This is a genomic window from Actinoplanes regularis, assembly GCF_900188005.1.
GTDB lineage: Bacteria > Actinomycetota > Actinomycetes > Mycobacteriales > Micromonosporaceae > Actinoplanes > Actinoplanes regularis.
In genome coordinates, this window is sequence record NZ_FZNR01000022.1 from 45,100 (window position 1) to 64,967 (window position 19,868).

Consider the following 19,868-nt stretch of genomic DNA (forward strand, 5'->3'; position numbering starts at 1 on the left):
TAGCTCACAGACCCAGGATCGCCGGGTCGGCGGCGACGGCGCGCAGGCGGGCGGCCGGGTCGGGGGCCAGCCGGCGGGTCGCGCGGTCCAGGACACCGCAGACGCTGGTCAGCTTGGCGACCGGGGTGCCGTCGGCGCGGGTGTAGTCCTGCTCGACCTGGAACGTCTTGCCCTCGCCCCAGACGAAGCGGCAGGTGACGTCGACCTCGTCGCCGTCGCGCAGCTCCTTGAGGTAGCGGATGGTGGTCTCCAGGACGACCGGGCCGACGCCCGCCTCGACCAGCACGTTCGCGTTGATGCCGGCGGCGTGGAAGCACTCCCACCGGGAGTGTTCGCCGTACTGGATGTAGACGGCCTGGTTCACGTGGCCCTGGATGTCGAGCTCGTAGCCACGGACACCGATGCGGATCTGGAAGACGTCGGACATGGGCACGACGATATTCGGTTGCCGCACGGAAGGTGATCCGGAAGAGTGCCCGGCATGACGTACTGATGCCGCCACCCAGGTCCCTTTCTTCGCGCGCCCCCGGCCCGGTCCCGCACCGTGGCGGTCGTTGGCCGCGCGGCCGCTTTCCGTGGAAAGAGCATCCGTTTTGTCTGATCAGTCCCTGTCTGCGACTGTGTCCATTTTCGCCTCACCCACCAGCTGGATCGAGTCCGGCGCGCTCGACCAGTGCCGCCAGGTCGCCGCGCTGCCCGGCATGCGGCACGTGGCCGGCATGCCCGACCTGCACCCCGGCAAGGGCGCCCCGATCGGCGCCGCCATGACCTCGTCCGTGCTCTACCCGTTCCTGGTCGGCTCGGACATCGGCTGCGGCATCGCGGTCTTCCCGTTCAAGCTCAAGCGCCCCGTGCCGGAGAAGCTCGCCACGCGCTTCCCCGACCTGGACGTACCCGACCGTTCTTTTTTCGACGAGGCCGACGTTCCCGCTGGCTGTACCGACAGTCTGGGTACCGTCGGCCGTGGCAATCACTTCGTCGAACTGGCGCGAGTCGGCACCGTGTTCGATATTGATCACGCCGATCGGCTCGGGCTCGCCGGCGGCGACCTGGTGCTGATCGTGCACAGCGGCTCGCGCGGGCTCGGCGAGCGGATCCTGCGCGCGCACACCGAGGTGCACGGCGCCGGCCCGGCCGAGGATCCGGCGGCCTACCTCGCGGCGCACGACGACGCGGTGCGCTGGGGTTCGCTCAACCGGCGGGTCATGGCGGCCCGCGTCGCCGACGCCCTCGGCGCCGAGCACGAGCCGCCGATCGTGGACGAGTGCCACAACTCGGTGGAGGTCCGTGACGGCCTCTACCTGCATCGCAAGGGCGCCGCCAACGGCGACGGGCGCGACGTGCTGGTCGCGGGCACCCGGGGGACGCCGTCGTTCCTGGTGGCCGGGCACGCCGGCGCGGACGCCGGCTACTCCGTGGCGCACGGCGCCGGGCGCAAGATGTCCCGGGCCGACGCGCTGCGGCGCGGCAAGGCCAAGCACACCGTCGAAGAGCTTCGGCGTACGCCGGTGGGCTCGCTCGTGGTCTGCGGCGACCGGCAGTTGCTCTTCGAGGAGGCGCCGACCGCCTACAAGCGCATCGAGCAGGTGATCGGCGACCTGGTCGAGCACGGTCTGGCCACGAAGGTGGTCAGCACGGTTCCGCTGGTGACGTACAAGACCGCGGACGTCGAGCCGCGCCGGCGCGGAGGGCGGCGATGAGCGCGCACCTGCTGATGTCGGCCGGGCGCGGGCCACAGGAGTGCTCGTGGGCGCTCGCCCAGCTGTTGCGGCGGCTGGAAGCGGACGCCCGCGGCCGGGCCGTCACCGTCGAGCGGGTGGAGACGGTCACGGGGGAGCGGCCCGGAACGTTCCGCTCGGTGCTGCTGCGGCTCTCCGGCGACGCGGCGGCCGAGTTCGCCGCGTCCTGGACCGGCACGCTGTGCTGGCAGGCTCCGAGCCCGTACCGGACCGGCCCCGGCCGCAAGAACTGGTACGTGACCGCCCAGCCCTGTGAGGTCGGCGCCCCGCACACGGCCTTCGCCGAGTCCGACGTGGACGTGGTCGGGGTCCGCACCGGCGGCCCGGGCGGCCAGCACCGCAACAAGGCGAGCACCGCGGTCCGCGCCACCCACCGCCCCACCGGAGCGGTCGTGGTCGTCGACACCGAACGCCAGTTCACCCTCAACCGCCGGATCGCCCTGCGCCTGCTGCGCGAACGCCTGGAACAGGCCGACGCGGACGCGGGACAGGAGACGATCACCGCCCGCTGGCGCGTGCACGACGACCTGGTGCGTGGCAACCCCACGCGGGTGTGCCGGCCGTGAGCCCGGGCGGCGATGATCTGGAACTTCCACCGTGTGGCCCTGTCCGTGCAGCCACTGATCTGTCAGGCTCGATGAAGCCTGTCGACCGTGGGAGTGACCGTTGTTCGAGTTGGGTGAGGACGAGGCTGTGGTGGAGCCGTCGTCCATCGAGCTGTTGATTTTCCCGACCAGCTCAGGGAAGCGGATCGGCGAGCCCGAACCGCGATCGGGCCCGCTCCTCTTCGGTCTCTCGCGCATGCTCCGGCAGGAGGAGCTGGAGCGGCAGGGCCTCGACGTCGAGGCCCGGCCGCTGCGCGGCTACCCGCTCCGCTTCTCCAGCGCCCGTTCCGTCCGCCCGGAGTACCACACCGTGGTGCTGCCGGCGGCCGGTCTCGACGACGACCGGGCCGGCACCTACGGTCTCGGGCTGATGTTCCCCCCGAACACCGTGCACGCGCTGAACTCGACGTCGACCGAGGCGGCCGGCACCTGCGAGCTGACCCCGGTCGATCACGTGCACATCCGGATCGCGGAGGTGCCGGAGGACGACCCGCTCGGCTCCGCCCGGGTGACGCGGATCCTCGCCGGTGCCCGGCCCGGTCAGGACAACTCCGGGGTCGTCCGCGAACTGCGGGCCGCGCTCGGGGAGCCGGGCGGCAACGGCCGCTCCCGGTCGCGCGCGAGCTGCGTGACGGAGATCCACCGGGCCGGGACGGTGGTGCTGGGCGACGACGCCCTGACGAGTCTCGACCCCCGGTTCGTGCTGGAGCGCACGATCATCCCGGCCGGTGTGCTGCTCGCCGGCGACGACCTCCTGGCCCGTCGGTATGTCGACCTGGTCGCCGGCGGCAGCGACGACCCCGAGGCCCTCGTCGTCTTCCTCAGCGACCTGGTCGGCGTCGCCGCGAGCACCACGATCGAGAACCTGCTGGGATACGCCGACGGGCTGCTCCAGCAACGCGCCAGCCTGCTCGGGCTCTTCGGCCTGGTGGCCGCCGGCAACGCCAGCAGCATCCTGGTCGGCGCCGCGCCCGCGGCCTGAACCCCGGGCGGCGGGCACGGGCGCGGTGGAGATCAGGCGAGGCCGGTGAACCAGCGGGCGATCCGGGGGACGGCCAGCAGTTCGGAGCCCTCGTGCACCATCCCGCTGTAGGACGTGTCCACGCCGACGTCGACGACCGGGACGCGCACGCCGCGCGCGGCGAACGACGACCGGCAGGCCGTGGTGTTGCCGTTGACGGCCTGCTCGTCGCCGGGGCTGAGGTAGAGCCGCAGCGGCATGCCGGGCGCCCACTCGCAGACGCTGTCCGCCTCCCGCAGCGCCGCCGCGAACCGGGCCTGCGGATTCAGCAGCAGGTCACGGCCGCGCGGCGTGAGCAGGGCGTCGACCGACTCGGGGGCGCCGGCGAGCACCTCCTCGCCGGGGTGGCTCGCGTCCAGCAGATCACCGATGCCGGCATGGTCCGCGGTGAACACGTCGCGGGGATCGCGGTAGATGTCGTGCAGCCGGTCATAGGAGGTCAGCAGGTACGCCAGGTAGACGCCGGCGAGCCGGGGCTGTACCTCCGGGGTGAACGTGGCCGGGATCTCCACCCGCCGCATGGCGTAGGCGCCGCTGATCGGGGCGACCGCGGCCGCCCGGAACCACGGGTCGGCGCCGTCCTGCAGCGCCCGGGCCAGCCCCAGGGCGGCCGACGCGCCCTGCGAGAACCCGGAGACGTAGACCTCCCGGTCCAGGCGGACGCCCTGCCGCGCGGCGACCGTGCGGGCCGCCCGGAGCAGGTCCAGCGAGGCGCTGGTCTCGGTGGGCACGTCCATCCACGGGTGCGGTCCGGTGCCGGCGCCGAGCCCGAGGTAGTCGGGTGCGACCGCGGCGAAACCGGCGGAGGCGAACGTGATCGCGGGGCCGGTCAGGAAGGTGTCGCCGACGGCGACCGACGGGGCGTCACCGCGGTACACCGACGTGCCGTGGGCGAACGAGACCGTCCGCAGGTGGTGGGCGTCGTTGATCGGCAGCACCAGGAGGCCGCTGGCTGTGGTGGGCCGTCCGTGCGCGTCGTTCGTACGGTAGATCAGTTGATAGAGGCGTACGCCGAATCGATTCGTCTCGGCGGTGAAGTGGCCGGCCGTGAGCACGGCGTCGACCTCGGCCCGGGTTTCGTAGGTCGCGATGGGCCGGGCGGTGGGCGACGAGGGGCTGGCGGCGGCCGGCGCCGCGAGCGCCACGGCCGCGACGGCAGTGCACAGGACTGCCGCGATGATCCTGTTGAATGTCCGCACAGGAACGACGCTATTGACCGCCCCGGTCCGGCACGATCCCGCTGGCGCCAGTCCCGGGGGTGGTACTGGCCCCACCACGGACCGGCGTGACGCGCGATTTCCGCACGGGAATGCGAGGTCCGATCGCCGCCAGATCGGGCCCCTTTCTTTCGGCAGGATTCTCGGCATGGGAAAAACGATCGAGGGCAAGGTGGCATTCGTCAGCGGTGGGAGCCGGGGCATCGGTGCGGCTGTCGCGCTGCGGCTGGCGAGCGAGGGCGCCGACGTGGCGATCACTTTTCAGCAGAACAAGGACCGGGCCGAGGAGGTCGTCGAACTGATTCGGCGACAGGGCCGGCGGGCCGTCGCGGTGCGGGCCGACAGTGCCGACCCGGACGCGCTGGTCGACGCCCTGAACGGGACGGTCACCGAATTCGGGCGGCTGGACATCCTGGTCAACAACGCCGCGGCGTTCCCGGTCGGCCCGATCGAGCAGTTCGGGCCCGACGACCTCGATCAGACGATCGCGGTCAATGTGCGGGCGCCGTTCATCGCCGCGCAGACCGCGGTCCGGCACATGGAATCCGGCGGCAGGATCATCAACATCGGCAGCAACGTGGCTGTGCGCGCCGCCTTTCCCGGCTTCTCCCTGTATTCGATGAGCAAGACGGCGCTGATCGGCCTGACCAAGGCGCTGGGCCGGGAGCTGGGACCGCGCGCGATCACGGTCAATCTGGTGAATCCGGGGCCGACCGACACCGAGCTGAACCCGTCCGACGGGCCGATGGCCGAGACCGTCAACGGTTTCACCGCTGTCGGGCATTACGCGGATCCGGAGGACATCGCGGCGACCGTGGCGTTCCTGGCCGGTCCGGACGCCCGCTACATCACCGGCGCGACGGTGGACGTCGACGGGGGCTTCGCCGCTTGATCACGCGATCCGGGATCGGGTCTAGGAACTGGAGATCCACTTCTGGTTGAGCGTCCACGTGCAGGTGCGCAGGCGGACCTTGCCGATGTCGGCGGATCTGCTCTCCTCGGTGAGGCACGGGCCGTAGCGACCGTTACGGATCACCTCGACGAACCACCAGTTCTGGGCGGGTTCGCCGCCCTCGCAGGCGGTGACCCGGACGGTCGTGCCCTCCGCGTTGATGCAGTTCTCACCGTTGTAGAACGTGCCGGTGCTCGCCTGGAACCACTGCTGCCCCGGTGTTGCGTTGTCGCACGGGCGGGTGCTGACGACCGTCCCGATCGGCCCGCCGGTCAGGCACCGGCCGCGGTCCGCCTTGGTGAAGATCTGGCCCTGGTGCAGGGGTGGTGGTGCTGGGATGGGCGCGGTGGCGAGGCCCGTCGTCAGCGTGGCCAGGAGCCGGGTGATTCGGCGCATGAGGATTCATTTTAGGAATCGCGGCCGGGTCCGCGTGGGGGAATGCGGAAGGTTGCTCGGGACGAGAGCGGGGGTGGGCGAGATGCCCACCCCTTTCCCGTACGACCTCAGCGCCTCAGTGGCTGGCGGAGCGCTTCACCCGCGGAGCTCACTTGCCGGCGGCGGGAGCCGAGCTGGCCGCGCCGGCGTCGTCCGCCGCGCCCTGCTCGTCCTGCCCGGCGGCCTCATCGCCGGCGCCTTCATTTCCGGCGCCCTGATCGCCGGCGCCCTGGTTGTCGGCGCCCTGGTCGTTGGCGCCCTGGTCGTTGGCGCCGGCAGCGCCGGCCGCCGCCGCAACGGCCTTCGCGTCGGCCAGCGCCAGACACGACTGCAGCAGGCTGGCCTGCGCCGACGTCACCGCGGCGGCCGCGGCGCCCGCGGCGTCGTTCGCCGCCGCACCCTGGTCGTTCGCAGCGCCCTGGTCACCAGCCGCGCCCTCCTCGGCCGCGCCTCCCTCAGCCGCGCCTTCCCCGGCCGCGCCCTTCCCGGCTGCGCCCTTGCCGGCGCCGCCCTTCTTGCCCGCGGCCTTCAGCGACTTGAGGTACTTCTTCGTCAGCTTCTTGTTGGCGGCCTTGTTCTGCGCCGCGCTCTGCTGCGCGGCCTCGCCAGTCTGTTCCCCGGCGGCCGCGGCGGCGTCCGCCGCGAACTGGTCGCACGCCGCCTCGAGCGCCTGCGCCGACGCGACGGCGGCCTGGCCGGCGTCCTGCGCCGCGACCGGCTGCAACTCCTCGCCGTCGCAGATCACACTGCCCGCGTTGACCTGCAGTTCCTTGCACTGGGAGACGTCGAACTGCTGACCGTCCACACTCACCAGATTGGCCGCCTTGGGCTCCGTACTCGCGTTCGCGAGCTGCACCCCGGCGACGCCGGACACCACCAGCACCCCCGCGACCACTACCGCGCCGATCGCCTTACGCCGGTTGCCCAGGTTCCGTCGGTACGTGCGCGACCTCATGATCACTCCTCGTCGTTGGACGTCGATGTTCACCGGTTGGGGGGCCATACGGGTCCCGCCGGGCGGCCGGTTCAACGCCGATTCGCCGAGAGGCCGGTTCGGGAGTGTGGATCAGGGAACGAAACGGCAGGTCACAGCCGTGTTCGAAGAATTTTGAAAAATTTGCCCGAATCGAGCGTTCGGGTGGTCCAGGCGGACGCCGGGACCACCCTGGGTCAGCGGCGGCGGGCGAGGGCCACACCGAGCAGGGCGACGGCCCCGCCGGCGATCGCCAGCAGGTGCGGGGTCTCGGACAGGATCGGCCAGGCGAGCAGGATGGTCAGCGGCGGTACGAGGTAGGTGGTGACGCCCAGCCGTCCGGCGTTCATGTGGGTCAGCGCGTAGGCCCAGGTGCCGAACGCGAGGGCGGTCGGAACCACGCCGAGGTAGAGCACCCCGGCGATGGAACCGGCCGGAGCCGATCGCAGGTCCTCGATCAGGCCGCCGGCGAACGGCAGCGTGGTGATCATGCCGGCGACGCAGGCCATCTGCGTGACCTGGAGCGCCGGCAGGCGGCGCAGCACGGGTTTCTGAAGGGTGACGCCGATCGCCCAGGCGGCGGCGGAGAGCAGGCAGAGCGCCACACCGAGCGGGTCGGCGGCGGTCCCGCCGCGGCCGGCGAAGCCGATCAGCAGCACCCCGGCGAAGGCCACCCCGGCGCCCGTCAGGAGGCTGCGCGGGAAGCCCTCGCCGAGCAGGGCGCCGGCCAGGATCGCGATCAGGATCGGTCCTACGTTGACCAGCATCGCGGACGTGCCGGCGTCCAGTCGCTGTTCGGCGGCGTTGAGGGCGACGTTGTAGAACCCGAACCAGACGACGCCGCAGCCGATCACCAGTGCCCATTCGCGGGCCGTCGGCCGGACCCATCTCCGGGTGGCGAGCAGGGCGACGGTCAGTGCGACCGTGCCGGCGGCGAGGCGGCCGAGAGCGAGCGGCCCGGCACCGAAGTGGGCGTGCACGGCGCGGATCGCGACGAAGGCGGAGGCCCAGGCGACGACGGTGATCACGACCGCGACCAGGACGGTCAGGGGCGGGCGGACGCGTTCGGCGGGGGCGGCGGAGACGGACATGGGGCCACGGTAGAGGGGCGACGGTTCGGCCGCCGCCGCAATATCCCGGGTCGGGACGGCCCCGCGTCGAGGAGGGCGCCGATGTTTGCCGGATTTGTTCCGGCAGCGCACTGGAAATGCAATCCGGGATCGGTCGTACCCGGCCCGCGGTGTGTTCCGTGCGGAATCGTGACGCGGCGTATCCGTGGCGTTTCCCGGGCTCCCGGCGGAATTCTGCGATCATGCGGCATGACCGTTCTGCGTACGGTGCACACCGCCGACCTGACCCCGGACGATCGCACCCGGATTCGGGCCCTGCTGGACGACGCGTTCGAGGGCCGATTCGACGATCATGACTGGAATCACGCGCTCGGTGGATCGCACATCATGGTCACAGTGGACGGCACGCTGATCGCGCACGGCTCGGTGATTCAGCGACGGTTCCTGAATCGAGGTAGGTCATTGCGGTGCGGCTATGTGGAAGCCGTCGCCGTGCACCGGGCGCAGCGGCGGCGCGGCGTCGCCTCGGCGGTGATGATGGAGGCGGAACGGCTCATCGACAACGGGTACGACCTGGGTGCCCTCTCCGCGTCCAGCGCGGCCCTCGACTTCTACCTCGCGCGCGGGTGGCGTGCCTGGCCGGGCGGCACCGCGGTGCTCACCCCGGACGGCGTGACCCGCACCGCGGCGGACGACGACAGCACGCTGGTCCGTGCCGTCGGCGGCCTGTTCGCCGACGAGAACGCCCCGCTGGTCTGCGACTGGCGGGACGGGGACGTCTGGTGACCGATTCGCGAATCAGAACGCCGAGCGCAACCGTTTCGTACTGAAAGCCCCGAGTCTGCGATCGGAGCCCATATCGGCGGCTCCAAGTTCCGCCGGGCCTTCGTTGTCCACGATCGCGGGAGTGAATGAGCGTAAGATTGCCATCGACCGGTGCAATCGGCTCGTTTCTGGTCAGCGAGCATTCCGGTGAGGGCGTCGACTCGACACCGCGTCACGGAATGGCGGTGCGTCGGCGTGTCCGCGCGAGGCGCACGGTTTCCGCAACGATCAATTTGACGTCACGTTCGAGTCTGTTGTCGTCCGACACCGCATATCCGACATCAACCGAAGGATGTGGTCATGCGGGTTCTGTTCGTCTCATCACCCGGTGCCGGGCACGTGTTTCCTCTGGTCCCGCTGGCCTGGGGGTTCCGCGCCGTCGGCCACGAGGTTCTGGTCGGCGCCTGCGGCGAGAGCCTGGAGGCGGCCGATGCGGGCCTGCCGGTCGTCGACATCGCGCCCGGCTTCCTGGTGCAGGACTACCTGCGGCAACTCTTCGCGAGCGATCCCGGCCTGCCGGCGCGGGATCGCGAGGCCGCGCGGCGCCGCGAGATCAGCTTCGCCGTCACCGCGTTCGGGCCGGTGAACCGGCGTCTGGCGGACGGGCTGATGCGCCTGGCGCGCGACTGGCGACCCGAGCTCGTGGTCTACGACGAGCTGGGCGTTGTCGGCGCGCTCGCGGCGGCGGGCTTGAACGTTCCGGGAGTGCATCACAACTACGGGATCGTTCGTACCCGCAGCCTGTGGCTGGGGTTGCAGGAAGCGCTGGCCGACCTGTACGACGAGTACGGTCTGGCGCGGCCCGCCGAGCCGGCCGTCACGCTGGATCCGGCCCCGCCGAGCATGGTCTCGGAGCCCGACGGCTGGCCGGTCCGGTACGTGCCCTACTCCGGGGGCGCGGTGCTGCCCGGCTGGCTCTCGGAACGGTCCCGGCCGCGCGTCGCGGTCGCCCTCGACACGGCGGTCCCCGGCACGGAGGGCCCCGGCCCGATCCGCCGGATCGCCGACGCGGCGACGGGCATGGAGGCGGAGTTCGTCCTCGCCCTCGGTGACGAATCGCGGGCCGGTCTCGGTGACCCGCCCGGCAACGTCCGGGCCTGCGAATGGCTGCCGATGAGCGCTCTGCTGCCCACCTGCGAGGCGATCGTCCATCACGGCACGAGTGACGTCGCGCTGGCGGCCGCCGTAGCCGGGGTGCCGCAGCTCGTCCTGCCGTTCGGCAAGCACCACTTCGTCATCGCCGACGCGATCGAGAAGCGTGGCAACGGCCTGGCGGCCGAGCCCGGCGAGCTGGACACGCCACTACTGGAACGACTCCTGTCCGACGGGCGGCTGCGGGTCGCCGCCCACGAGGTCCAGGACGAGATACGGGCCCTGCCGAGCCCGGCGGAGATCGTCCAGCGACTGGTCGACGCGGCCTGACCGAGCCCGCCGTCGCAGGTTCCGGTTTTGCCCGAAATCAGATAGTTGTCCAGTTATCCTTGGTGAACCCGTCACAACCTTTGCAAAGACCGTTCACAGCAGCGCATCCGGAGAAAGGCATCGAAGATGCGGGTCCTCTTCGTCCTGATGCCCGGCGCCGGGCACGTGTTCCCCCTCGTCCCCCTGGCCTGGGCGTTCCGCGCCGCCGGGCACGACGTGATGGTCGGCACCTGCGGTGAAGGGCTGACCCCGAGCGTGAACGCGGGCCTGCCGGTCGTCGACATCGCGCCCGGCTTCCAGGTGCAGGACTACCTGCGGCAACTCTTCACGAAAGATCCCGGCCTGCCGGCCCAGGAGCACGAGGCCGCGCGACACCGACAGGTGAACTTCGCGGTCATTCTCTTCGGACCGGTGAACCGGCGACTGGCGGACGGGCTGCTGCGCCTGGCGCGCGCCTGGCAACCCGACCTGGTGATCTACGACGAGCTCGGCGCCGCCGGCGCGCTCGCGGCAACGAGCCTGAACGTTCCGGGAATCCACCACGACTGCGGCTTCGTTCGCACCCGCAACCTGTGGCGGGGGCTGCAGGAGACCCTGGCCGACCTGTACGACGCGCACGGTCTGACGCGGCCCACCGAGCCGGCCGTCACGCTGGACCCGGCCCCGCCGAGCATGGTCTCCGAGCCCGACGGCTGGTCGGTCCGGTACGTGCCCTACTCCGGGGGCGCGGTGCTGCCCGACTGGCTCTCGGAACGGTCCGGGCCGCGGATCGCGGTCAGCCTGGGAACCGTCACCCCGGCCGTGGAGGGCCCGGGCCTGATGCGCCGGATCGTCGACGTGGCGGCGGGCCTCGACGCGGAGTTCGTCCTCGCCCTCGGCGGCAGACCACCGGCCAGCCTCGGCGACCTGCCGCCGAACGTCCGGGCGTTCGAATGGCTGCCGATGAACGCGCTGCTGTCCACCTGCGACGCGATCATCCACCATGGGGGAGCCGGCACCGCCCTGACCGCCGCCGTGGCGGGAGTGCCACAGCTCGTGCTGCCGAACGGGGCGGATCGCTACCACACCGCCGACGGGGTTCAGAAGCGTGGCAACGGCCTGGCGGCCGAGCCCGACGAGCTGGACACGTCGATGCTGGAACGACTGTTGTCCGACCAGTGGCTGCGAGTCGCCGCGCGCGAGGTCCAGGCCGAGGTGCGGGCACTGCCGAGCCCGGCCGAGACCGTTCAGCGGCTCACCTCGATGTACAAACCGCTCGCCTGAGATCGACATCTGCGCCGGCGACACGGTCCGAGCGGATCCGTCCGGACCGCGTCGCCGGGTCACCCCGATCGGCGGAGGGCCTCGGCTCGGCTGTGGGCGGGGCGGCCCGTGGATCCGGTCGCTCGGCTCTGCCTGGAATGGGGGAGTCGTAGGTCGTACCTCCCAAATGACCTGGAGCGATGCCCACCGGAAGCGATTCGGAGGTTTTCGCTGTTTCAGGAATGGCCGGGGGCGGTTCGCCGGGACTCGCCCGGTCGTTCGCCTGCGCGCGGTGCCGCCGCTGTCGATGAGGTGTGTTGACGCTGGCCGGGGCTGCCCGGGCCAGCGGCAGGTAGCGTGGGGGGAGAGCCCCAGGTTCGTCGGGGGACGCGGCGGCGGGCACAATGGGAGGGTTGTTGCCGCGGGGACGAGGAGGAACGGTGGCTCTGAAGATACGGCCGGAGAGGTGCGTCGTCGCAGTCGACGGCCCGTCCGGCTCGGGCAAGTCCACCGTCTCCCGGCGCCTGGCTACCGCGGTCGACGGGGTCTACCTGGACACCGGTGCGATGTACCGCGCCGTCACCTGGGCCGTGCTGCAAGCCGGGGCGGACCTGGCCGACCCGGACGCGATCGCGAAGATCGCGCTGGAGACCGAACTATCGATCGGCACCGACCCCACCTCGCCGCATTTCGCCGCGAACGGGACGAATGTCGACGCACAGATCCGTGGCTCGGAGGTGACCGGCGCCGTGTCCGCCGTCGCCGCGGTGCCACCGGTGCGCAAGCACCTGGTCGCGCTCCAGCAAGCGATCATCGCGGCACACCCGCGCATCATCGTCGAAGGCCGCGACATCGCCTCCGTCGTCGCACCCGACGCCGACCTCAAGGTGTACCTGACCGCCTCGGCCGCGGCCCGCGCCTCCCGGCGCAGCGCCGAGAACGCCACCGATGTGGCGGCCACAGAGGCGGACCTGGCCCGCCGTGACCGGCTGGACTCCAGCCGCGCCACCGACCCGCTGCGCCAGGCCTCCGACGCCATCGAGGTGGACACCACCGGAATGGGTATCGACGAGGTCGTCCAGCAACTCCTCAGTCTGCTCGACAGCAAGGTAAGTAAGTGACTGACTTTCCCGCCGGCCTCGATCTCAACGATTTCGAGGGCGGGCTAGATTTCCCCTCCGATTCCTCCTCCGGCGCGCCGGACGACGACTCCTACAACGGGCCGGTGCCGGTCGTAGCCGTCGTCGGCCGCCCCAACGTCGGCAAGTCGACGCTCGTCAACCGGATCATCGGCCGCCGCCAGGCGGTCGTCGAGGACGTCCCCGGCGTGACCCGCGACCGGGTGCCCTACGACGCGCAGTGGACCGGCCGGCGGTTCACCGTCGTCGACACCGGCGGCTGGGAACCCGACGCCAAGGACCGCGCCGCGGCGATCGCCGCCCAGGCCGAGATCGCCGTACAGACCGCCGACGTGGTGATCTTCGTCGTCGACGTCACCGTCGGCGCCACCGACGTCGACGAGGCCGCGGTGAAGATGCTGCGCCGCAGCCACAAGCCGGTCATCCTGGTCGCGAACAAGGCCGACAACCAGAACCTCGAACTCGAGGCGGTGTCGCTGTGGTCCCTCGGCCTCGGCGAACCCCACCCGATCTCCGCCCTGCACGGCCGCGGCTCCGGCGACCTGCTCGACGACATCCTCAACGCGCTCCCGCCGACCCCGGCGATCATCGAGGGCGCCCCCCGCGGCCCGCGCCGCATCGCCCTCGTCGGCCGCCCCAACGTCGGCAAGTCGAGCCTGCTCAACCGCATCGCGAAGGAAGAGCGCGCGGTCGTCGACTCGGTCGCCGGCACGACCGTCGACCCGGTCGACAGCCTGGTCGAGATGGGCGGCGAGGTCTGGCAACTGGTCGACACCGCGGGCCTGCGCAAGCGAGTCAACCAGGCCTCCGGCACCGAGTACTACGCGGCCCTGCGCACCGCCGGCGCGGTCGAGGCCGCCGAGGTCGCCGTCGTGCTCCTCGACTCCGGCGAAGTCATCAGCGAACAGGACCAGCGAGTGATCACCCAGGTGATCGAGGCCGGCCGCGCACTGGTGATCGCCTTCAACAAGTGGGACCTGGTCGACGAGGACCGCCGGTTCTACCTGGACAAGGAGATCGACCGCGACCTCAAACGGGTGACGTGGGCCGTCCGCGTCAACATCTCCGCGAAGACCGGCCGCGCGGTCGACAAGCTCGCCCCGGCGATCCGCCGCGCCCTGGCCTCCTGGGAGCAGCGAATCCCGACCGGCGCCCTGAACCAATGGCTCACCGCCCTGACCCAGGCCACCCCCCACCCCGTCCGTGGCGGCCGGGCCCCTCGCACCCTGTTCGCGACCCAGGCCGGCGTGTCACCGCCCCGGTTCGTCCTGTTCACCACGGGGCCGTTCGACGCCGGATACCTGCGGTTCATCGAGCGCAAACTCCGTGAAGAGTTCGGATTCGAGGGGACGCCGATCGAGGTGTCGGTGAAGCCCCGGAAGAAGACAGGGCCGGGGGGTCGCGGAAAAGCCCACGGTTGAGGTTGGTAGTCTTTAGGAGATGTCGCGCCGGGCTGGGGTTCGGGGCGGGATCGGGCTGTAGCGCAGCTTGGTAGCGCACTTGACTGGGGGTCAAGGGGTCGCAGGTTCAAATCCTGTCAGCCCGACGCAGGTCAGAGGGTATATCCTATCGAAGGATATACCCTCTCTGCATGTCTGGGTGACTAACTGGGTGACTAAGCCCCAGGAGTGTCACCCGAACCGAAGATCCGGTCCATGGCCACCGCCCCGTTGAGCAGCACCGGCCGCAGCTGATGACGGTAGACGGTCTCGGTGATCGAGGTGCCGGAATGCCCACACAGGTCGGCGATCTCCTCGATGCTCATGCCATTGTCCGACAACAGCGAGACGAAGCTGTGCCGCAGTTCGCGCGGGGTCCAGTCGGCCGGATTCATCCCGGGAATAGCTGCGATGATCGCCCGGAAGGCTCGCAGCACGTTGTGCCGGTCGAGTGGGGTACCGGCCTTGCTGGCGACGACGTAGTCACTCGGTCGGGGATCTCCCTGTGCCGCATGCTGCGCTTTGAGGGCTCGGACGCAGCGGATGGGCAGGGCGAGCGATCGCCGTGACTTCTTGGTCTTGGTGTCGCCGTGGGCTCGTACCGAGTGCCATACGTGGATGGCCGGCGGAATCGGCGGATCGGCGTCCGGTCGTCCGACCAGATCGACGTGTTCCCAGGTGAGTTCCCGCAGTTCCTCGGTGCGAGCACCGGTCAGCAGGGACAGGACCACGTAGGCGTGCAGGCTGCTCGACTCGGCAGCGGCGAGGAGCGCTTTGGCCTGCTCGTAGGTGAGTGATTTGGACGGTCGTCCGGCGGTGCCGGTCGGGACCTTGCACAGGTCGACGACGTTGCGCATGACCAGGTTGCGGGCCATGGCCCGGTTGACGGCACGGTTCAGTATCGAGTGCAGCAGTCGCAGCGTTCGGGTGCTGAGGATCTTGGCTTTGTCGGCGAGCCACTTGTCGACGTCAGTGGCAGTGAGGTCACGCTGCTTGCTTGGGTCACGCAGCTTGCGTGCGCCGATCGCGGGGATGATGTGGCTGTTAGCTAACAGGGTGTAGTTCTTGATCGTTTCCTGGTCGACGTCGGTGAGTCCGTAGGTGAGCCAGTCGGTGACGGCGTCTGCGACCGTGTAGCCGGTCGTGGGTATCGACAGTCCGTCCTCATACTCGCGGATCTTCTGCCGGAGTGCGGTGTTCGCTTCGGTTTTGGTTTTGCCGCTTGCTTTGCGGACGATGCGCTTGCCTGCGGGGGTGTAGCCGACGGTGACCGAGGCGATCCAGCGCTGGCGCGCTTCGTCCCAGTGCAGCCCGCCATCGCCCCTGCTACGGCGTTTCGTCATGCGGCGACTCCTCTCGTGCTCTCCCGTTCCAGTAGGGAGACGTATTCGGTGATGGCCGACTCTGGGACGAGTCGGGTGCGGCCCTCCTTGACGGTACGCAGTCGGCCGGAGCGGATGAGTTCGTAGATCACGGAGCGGCTGAGGCTCAGCTGCCGCATCGCTTCGGGGATGCGGTACAGGGCCTTCCGCTGGGGCTCGTTCAACGGCGTTCCTTCCTAAATGGGCGGTGGTGATTAAGCGGCTTGCAGGGCGGGCAGCACGGCGAACCCGGCTTCGTAGGCGAGTTCTTCGCGGCCGGTTTCGTGTCGGGCGCGGGCCATGGCGGCGGCGGTGTTGGCGAGTAGGGCGTCGCCGTTGTTGTGCCAGCCGACTCCAGCGAAGGACAGCGTCCCGACGATCAGCGTCGTCTCGTCGGGGTGGTCGACAGCGCGCACGGTGCCGGGGTCAGCGTCGGTCTGCTGCTCGGTTCGGCGGAAGGCGATGCGGGTGTCGCGCAGCGTGCCGAAGCGGACGACGCGGCGGCGGGTTTTGGTAAGGAAGTGTCCGGCGAAGCCGAAGCGGTGAGCCCATCGGCGCAGCCGTGTGTAGGGATTGGTGGCTGTCCCGTTGCTGGCCGGTTTGGTGTCAAGGCTGGCTTGACGGTCGGCGACGCAGCAGGGGCAGACGGTGTACCGGGTGTTGGCGCCGCAGTCCCGGCAGTCCCAGGGCGTGTCGAAGGGCTGCCGACGTTCGCCGGATTGCGGTGCCCGGCGTGGCCTGTCGATCAGCTTCTGCCGGACGTAGGTGGCGGCCAGGGCACTGAGAATGCCGAGTACGTCCGCGATCGAGGCGGCCTTGTCGCTGACGCGCTTGATGAGTACGTCGAGCAGGTGGCCGGTGATCGGTGTGGGGCTGGTGGGGCGTCCGAGGTTCCAGCAGGCGGCGACGAGGCGGGAGATATGGTCGCCGTCGGGGTCGTATTGGCCGATGGTGTCGTCGGTGATGCGGGTGGAGGAGAAGCCGGTGGCTTCGGTGCTCTTGGTCGTGTACTTGGCGAGGTAGCCGGCCTTTTGGGAGGCGACCTGTTCGCTGACCATGTCGTCGGTGATGCTGCCGTCCCCGGCGAGGGTGAGCGGTTGGATGTCGAAGCCTTTGTCGGGGTCGCCCCAGCGGATCTGCCAGCCTTGCGGGCGGTCGGGGTGGGCCGGGGTGGTGAAGGAGATGGTCCGTACCGCGTGCTGGAAGGCGGCGATGATGTCGTCGACGTCGACGCCGGGCGGGGGGATGAGGACGGCGTCGGGGTCGTCGGGGTGTACGCCGTCGAGGCGGACCAGGGCGTGGAAGTGGACGACGGCGCGGCGTTGCATCTCGGCGGCCTTGCCGTGGGTGAGCTGCGCTGCCGGGACCTTGCGGATCTTGCCGCTCGGGGTGCTCTTGGCGACCGGGGGCAGGCCGCGGGCTTTGCAGAGTTGGGCGAGGTAGCGGTCGGCGGCTTGTTTGGTGCGGTGCCATAGCTCGGTGGAGAACAGGTTCCAGACGACGTGGTGGTCGTGGTCGTAGCAGTCGAGGCATAGCGGTCGTCCGAGGGCGGGGTCGTCGGCGGTGTGGCGTGTCCAGCAGACGGCCGGGTGTCCGTGTTCGCAGAGGCCGGTGTCGCGGCGGGCGTGGCAGGGTTCGGGACGGCAGTCGCAGCGTTTCCGGTTGGTGCAGGTGTGTTTGCGTACGACGCGGGTGTGCACGGTGCCGAAGCTGGGTGCGGTGAAGGTGGGGAACACGGCGGGGTGCTTCGCCACCGTGGCCGGGATGCCTTTGCCGCCGACGAGGAATGACCGCAGGATCTGGAAGGCGTCGCGCTGGTAGGTACGGGCGCAGGAAGGGCAGACCGAGGCGAGCCGGGTACCGCACGCCTTGTAGATGGCGGCGTCGGGGAGCTGGTCGGTGTGCCGGGAGTCGAGCAGGGTTCCGGCCCGGTCGAAGGTGTCGAGGCTGCCGGACAGCCGGACGGGGCGGGTGCAGCCGGAGGCGGCCTGAACGTGGGACAGCCATTCGAAGTAGTCGGGCTGGGTAGCGCGGGCGAGGGCTTGCCCGGCGGCGGACGACGCGGCGGCTGGGGCTGTCCAGGCGGGTTCGATGTTCGATCCCGTACCCCGGGCAGACTGCTCCCGGGGTGCGAGGTCCAGCGTCGAACTCATCAGGCAGCGATTCCGGTAGTCGGGTGCTGCGGGCCGTGGTGGCCGGGGTGGGTGAAGGTCACCGTGTGCTCGATGACGGTGATCCGGCAGGCCGGGCACCGCTGTTCGCGGGGCAGGCGGCGTCCGCAGTCGATGACGGCGGTGGTGTCACCGAATCGGACGGTGACCGGGTTGCGGCAGGGTCCGCCGGGAGCGATGGCGACGATGGTGCGCCGGGTGTCGTAGGGGTGCGGTTCGTCGGGGTTGGCCGGGCAGGTGTGGGTGAGGTGGTGGACGTCGACCTGGACGGCGGTCATCGGGTACCGCCGAGCACGGGTGCGTGGCCGTTGATCCGGGTCGGGGCCGGGTTGTCGATGGCCGAGAGGAGTTGCCCGGCGATGGCTGGGGTGGTGTTGAGCCGGGCGGCGAGTTCGTCGTCGGTGATGGGCTGGGTGGAGGTTTGCCGGTGCTGCATGGTGATCATGCGGGCGGCTGAGACGAGCCGGGCCGGAATGTCCTCGGTGCGGTGACGGTCGGTGTCGGCCGGCGGTGCGGTGTGTACCGGTGCGGGGACGGCGGTAGTGCCGTCGACCGTCTTGGTGTCGTCCACCGTGCTGGTGGGGGTGAGTTCGTTCTCGCGGTGTTCGATGGCGGTGAAGTCGGGCCGGATTTTTCCGGCGACCCATTCGACGGCGGCGACCAGGCCGACGACGAGGGCGAAGATGATGCGCAGTCCGATCGGGCCGGGGGCGGCGGCGTTGACCGCGCCGGAGATGACGACCACGACGATCAGGACTTTGAGGGCGGCGCGTTTGGCGTCGGCGGCCATGCCGACGGTCTGGGTGATGGTCAGCATGGAGACGATGGCCAGGTCGAAGACGGCGGGCACGATCCAGGAGAAGATGCCCGCGCCTAGGTGGTCGAGGAAGTGGGCCTGGTGGAGGTAGCTGGCGGCGACGGCACCGACGACGATGCCCTTGTTGGCCAGCTTGATGATCCGGATTGCTTTGAGCATGCCGGGCACGGCCCGTTTGGCGTATTCGGTCGCGAATTGCTGGGTGAGGCTGGTGGTGGTCATCGGATGCCTCCGTCGTTGGTGACGGGGATGACCGCTGTCACGCCCATGCAGGCGGAACACCAGACGGCGGCGAGGCCGTCGTCGAGCATGTCGTTGACGCGGTCGTCGAGGGTTTCGAATTCGGCCGGGAACAGCGACAGGTCCTGGCATTCGTCGCACCACTCCTGGGTGGGGCACAGCGACAGGACGGGGCCGAGATCGTCGTGGATTCCAGCGGGGCTCATACCGCCGATGCACCAGAGGCAGTCGTCGGCGGCGAGGTGTGCACCCAAGTCGATGAGGCTCATTCGGTGCCTCCCCGGGTGTCACTGTCGGTCGCCGGGTTGATGTTGCGAGCGGGATCACTCCAGCCGCAGACGTCGCAGCCGTAGTAGCCGCAGTACTGGCAGCAGTCGGATCGGTCCTGACCAGCGGTGGCCCTGCCGAAGGTGTCCTCGCAGCCGTAGTCGCCGCAGAGGCAGGTCACGTTCTCGGATGAGGTGGCAGTCATCGGTGGCCTCCGGCAGCACAGGAGAGACAGGTTCCGATCGAGCGCGGGATGTAGTAGTCGCGGGTGTTGCCGCAGGTGCCGCAGGTGCGGCGGGCGATCAGCATCCGTTCGATGACGGCAAGCTGTGCCGGGCTGGCGATGCGTTTCGGCTTGGCGAGGTCGCGCCGGTAGAGGTAGGCGATGCGGCGCTGCTTCTTGTGTCGCCAGAGGATTTGGGCGACGGGGTCGAAGCCGCCGGGGCAGAGTCCGTCGGCCCGGAGTTGGCGGCGGGTGGCCAGGGCGTCCGGGGCGAGCCGGAAGGGGAAGGTGGGGAAGCCGTAGCGGGTTCCGGTGGGGTCGTAGAACTCGACGCGGATACCGGTGCGTGCACCGAGAGCGTCAAGGAATTCGCTGGTCAGCGCGGAGGTGGTCATTTGTCGCCTCCCCAGCGCTGGTGGGCGGCTTGGCGGGTGATGCCGAGCCGGTCGGCGATCTCGGCCCAGGAGTAGCCGTGGGCTCGGAGGCCTTTGACGGCTTCGGTGATGGCCTCGTCCAGGAGCGAGGAGAGGCCGACCATGTCGGTGAGGGCTTCGACGTCGCCGGTGGCGATGCGTCGGGCGTAGGCGCGGATGATGCGCTTGACGAAGGCGGCGTATTCGTCGTTCTCGACGACGTCGCGGCGGCGCGGCTTGGACGGCCGGCTATCGCCGGATCGCGGTTGCGGTGTCAGGGCGGGGTTGACGTAGGAA

23 protein-coding genes and 1 tRNA gene are annotated in these 19,868 nt (G+C 70.2%); 10 read left to right on the plus strand and 14 right to left on the minus strand.

Annotation, left to right across the window (positions count from 1 at the left end; all coding sequences use genetic code 11):
* Positions 1–4: 4 nt before the first annotated feature.
* Positions 5–427 (minus strand): acyl-CoA thioesterase, encoded by a 423-nt coding sequence (locus tag CHC09_RS36465; protein WP_089297841.1) that lies wholly within the window; start codon positions 425–427, stop codon positions 5–7.
* A gap of 148 nt (positions 428–575) precedes the next feature.
* Here CHC09_RS36465 and CHC09_RS36470 point away from each other — a divergent pair, with 148 nt between their 5' ends.
* The 3 genes from CHC09_RS36470 (at position 576) to CHC09_RS36480 (ending at position 3,326) form a co-directional block, all read left to right on the plus strand.
* Positions 576–1,700 (plus strand): RNA ligase RtcB family protein, encoded by a 1,125-nt coding sequence (locus tag CHC09_RS36470; RefSeq protein ID WP_089297842.1) that lies wholly within the window; start codon positions 576–578, stop codon positions 1,698–1,700.
* Positions 1,697–2,305, plus strand: coding sequence for a peptide chain release factor H (gene prfH / locus CHC09_RS36475; RefSeq protein ID WP_089297843.1), 609 nt, complete (start codon positions 1,697–1,699; stop codon positions 2,303–2,305). Before CHC09_RS36470 ends, prfH begins: the two co-directional genes overlap by 4 nt.
* Positions 2,306–2,405: 100 nt before the next feature.
* Complete coding sequence (locus tag CHC09_RS36480; RefSeq protein ID WP_089297844.1) at positions 2,406–3,326, plus strand: hypothetical protein; 921 nt, start codon at positions 2,406–2,408, stop codon at positions 3,324–3,326.
* 32 nt (positions 3,327–3,358) lie between these two features.
* On the opposite strand, the gene CHC09_RS36485 is transcribed toward CHC09_RS36480, so the two are convergent.
* On the minus strand, positions 3,359–4,564 hold the full coding sequence (locus tag CHC09_RS36485) for an alpha/beta hydrolase family protein (protein WP_089297845.1): 1,206 nt from the start codon (positions 4,562–4,564) through the stop codon (positions 3,359–3,361).
* 166 nt (positions 4,565–4,730) lie between these two features.
* Between CHC09_RS36485 and CHC09_RS36490 the strand changes: the two genes are divergently transcribed.
* On the plus strand, positions 4,731–5,474 hold the full coding sequence (locus CHC09_RS36490; protein ID WP_089297846.1) for an SDR family NAD(P)-dependent oxidoreductase: 744 nt from the start codon (positions 4,731–4,733) through the stop codon (positions 5,472–5,474).
* Positions 5,475–5,495: 21 nt separating this feature from the next.
* On the opposite strand, the gene CHC09_RS36495 is transcribed toward CHC09_RS36490, so the two are convergent.
* From CHC09_RS36495 to CHC09_RS36505, 3 genes are all read right to left on the minus strand, one after another.
* On the minus strand, positions 5,496–5,930 hold the full coding sequence (locus tag CHC09_RS36495; RefSeq protein ID WP_089297847.1) for an RICIN domain-containing protein: 435 nt from the start codon (positions 5,928–5,930) through the stop codon (positions 5,496–5,498).
* A gap of 148 nt (positions 5,931–6,078) precedes the next feature.
* The gene (locus tag CHC09_RS36500) at positions 6,079–6,924 is read right to left on the minus strand and encodes a hypothetical protein (protein ID WP_239138769.1); all 846 of its coding nucleotides are present in this window, start codon (positions 6,922–6,924) and stop codon (positions 6,079–6,081) included.
* Between the two features lie 215 nt (positions 6,925–7,139).
* Positions 7,140–8,033, minus strand: coding sequence for a DMT family transporter (locus tag CHC09_RS36505; RefSeq protein ID WP_089297849.1), 894 nt, complete (start codon positions 8,031–8,033; stop codon positions 7,140–7,142).
* A gap of 228 nt (positions 8,034–8,261) precedes the next feature.
* Here CHC09_RS36505 and CHC09_RS36510 point away from each other — a divergent pair, with 228 nt between their 5' ends.
* The 6 genes from CHC09_RS36510 (at position 8,262) to CHC09_RS36535 (ending at position 14,186) form a co-directional block, all read left to right on the plus strand.
* Positions 8,262–8,798, plus strand: coding sequence for a GNAT family N-acetyltransferase (locus tag CHC09_RS36510; protein WP_089297850.1), 537 nt, complete (start codon positions 8,262–8,264; stop codon positions 8,796–8,798).
* 339 nt (positions 8,799–9,137) lie between these two features.
* On the plus strand, positions 9,138–10,259 hold the full coding sequence (locus tag CHC09_RS36515; RefSeq protein WP_089297851.1) for a nucleotide disphospho-sugar-binding domain-containing protein: 1,122 nt from the start codon (positions 9,138–9,140) through the stop codon (positions 10,257–10,259).
* 126 nt (positions 10,260–10,385) lie between these two features.
* Positions 10,386–11,522, plus strand: a complete 1,137-nt coding sequence (locus CHC09_RS36520; protein WP_089297852.1) for a nucleotide disphospho-sugar-binding domain-containing protein — start codon at positions 10,386–10,388, stop codon at positions 11,520–11,522.
* Positions 11,523–11,905: 383 nt separating this feature from the next.
* Positions 11,906–12,622, plus strand: coding sequence for a (d)CMP kinase (gene cmk / locus CHC09_RS36525; protein WP_089297853.1), 717 nt, complete (start codon positions 11,906–11,908; stop codon positions 12,620–12,622).
* A complete protein-coding gene (gene der, locus CHC09_RS36530) occupies positions 12,619–14,061 on the plus strand; it encodes a ribosome biogenesis GTPase Der (RefSeq protein ID WP_089297854.1) in 1,443 nt (480 codons plus the stop codon). Before cmk ends, der begins: the two co-directional genes overlap by 4 nt.
* A 51-nt stretch (positions 14,062–14,112) precedes the next feature.
* Positions 14,113–14,186: transfer RNA gene (locus CHC09_RS36535), tRNA-Pro, on the plus strand.
* Between the two features lie 69 nt (positions 14,187–14,255).
* On the opposite strand, the gene CHC09_RS36540 is transcribed toward CHC09_RS36535, so the two are convergent.
* The 9 genes from CHC09_RS36540 to CHC09_RS36580 are packed head-to-tail and all read right to left on the minus strand — an operon-like array spanning position 14,256 to position 19,849.
* Positions 14,256–15,422, minus strand: coding sequence for a tyrosine-type recombinase/integrase (locus CHC09_RS36540; RefSeq protein ID WP_089297855.1), 1,167 nt, complete (start codon positions 15,420–15,422; stop codon positions 14,256–14,258).
* Positions 15,419–15,625: a helix-turn-helix domain-containing protein gene (locus CHC09_RS36545; protein ID WP_275407951.1), complete on the minus strand. Its 207-nt coding sequence runs from the start codon at positions 15,623–15,625 to the stop codon at positions 15,419–15,421. The genes CHC09_RS36540 and CHC09_RS36545 overlap by 4 nt, the downstream gene beginning before the upstream one ends.
* Before the next feature lie 30 nt (positions 15,626–15,655).
* Positions 15,656–17,593 carry a replication initiator gene (locus CHC09_RS36550; protein ID WP_239138770.1) on the minus strand — a complete coding sequence of 646 codons (1,938 nt, stop codon included), beginning with the start codon at positions 17,591–17,593 and terminating at the stop codon, positions 15,656–15,658.
* Positions 17,593–17,889, minus strand: coding sequence for a hypothetical protein (locus CHC09_RS36555; RefSeq protein ID WP_089297856.1), 297 nt, complete (start codon positions 17,887–17,889; stop codon positions 17,593–17,595). Before CHC09_RS36555 ends, CHC09_RS36550 begins: the two co-directional genes overlap by 1 nt.
* On the minus strand, positions 17,886–18,650 hold the full coding sequence (locus CHC09_RS36560) for a DUF2637 domain-containing protein (RefSeq protein ID WP_089297857.1): 765 nt from the start codon (positions 18,648–18,650) through the stop codon (positions 17,886–17,888). The genes CHC09_RS36555 and CHC09_RS36560 overlap by 4 nt, the downstream gene beginning before the upstream one ends.
* Complete coding sequence (locus tag CHC09_RS36565; RefSeq protein WP_089297858.1) at positions 18,647–18,937, minus strand: hypothetical protein; 291 nt, start codon at positions 18,935–18,937, stop codon at positions 18,647–18,649. Before CHC09_RS36565 ends, CHC09_RS36560 begins: the two co-directional genes overlap by 4 nt.
* A complete protein-coding gene (locus tag CHC09_RS36570) occupies positions 18,934–19,140 on the minus strand; it encodes a hypothetical protein (RefSeq protein WP_089297859.1) in 207 nt (68 codons plus the stop codon). Before CHC09_RS36570 ends, CHC09_RS36565 begins: the two co-directional genes overlap by 4 nt.
* Positions 19,137–19,553 carry an RRQRL motif-containing zinc-binding protein gene (locus CHC09_RS36575; RefSeq protein ID WP_089297860.1) on the minus strand — a complete coding sequence of 139 codons (417 nt, stop codon included), beginning with the start codon at positions 19,551–19,553 and terminating at the stop codon, positions 19,137–19,139. Before CHC09_RS36575 ends, CHC09_RS36570 begins: the two co-directional genes overlap by 4 nt.
* Positions 19,550–19,849, minus strand: a complete 300-nt coding sequence (locus CHC09_RS36580; protein WP_089297918.1) for a hypothetical protein — start codon at positions 19,847–19,849, stop codon at positions 19,550–19,552. The genes CHC09_RS36575 and CHC09_RS36580 overlap by 4 nt, the downstream gene beginning before the upstream one ends.
* Positions 19,850–19,868: the final 19 nt, after the last annotated feature.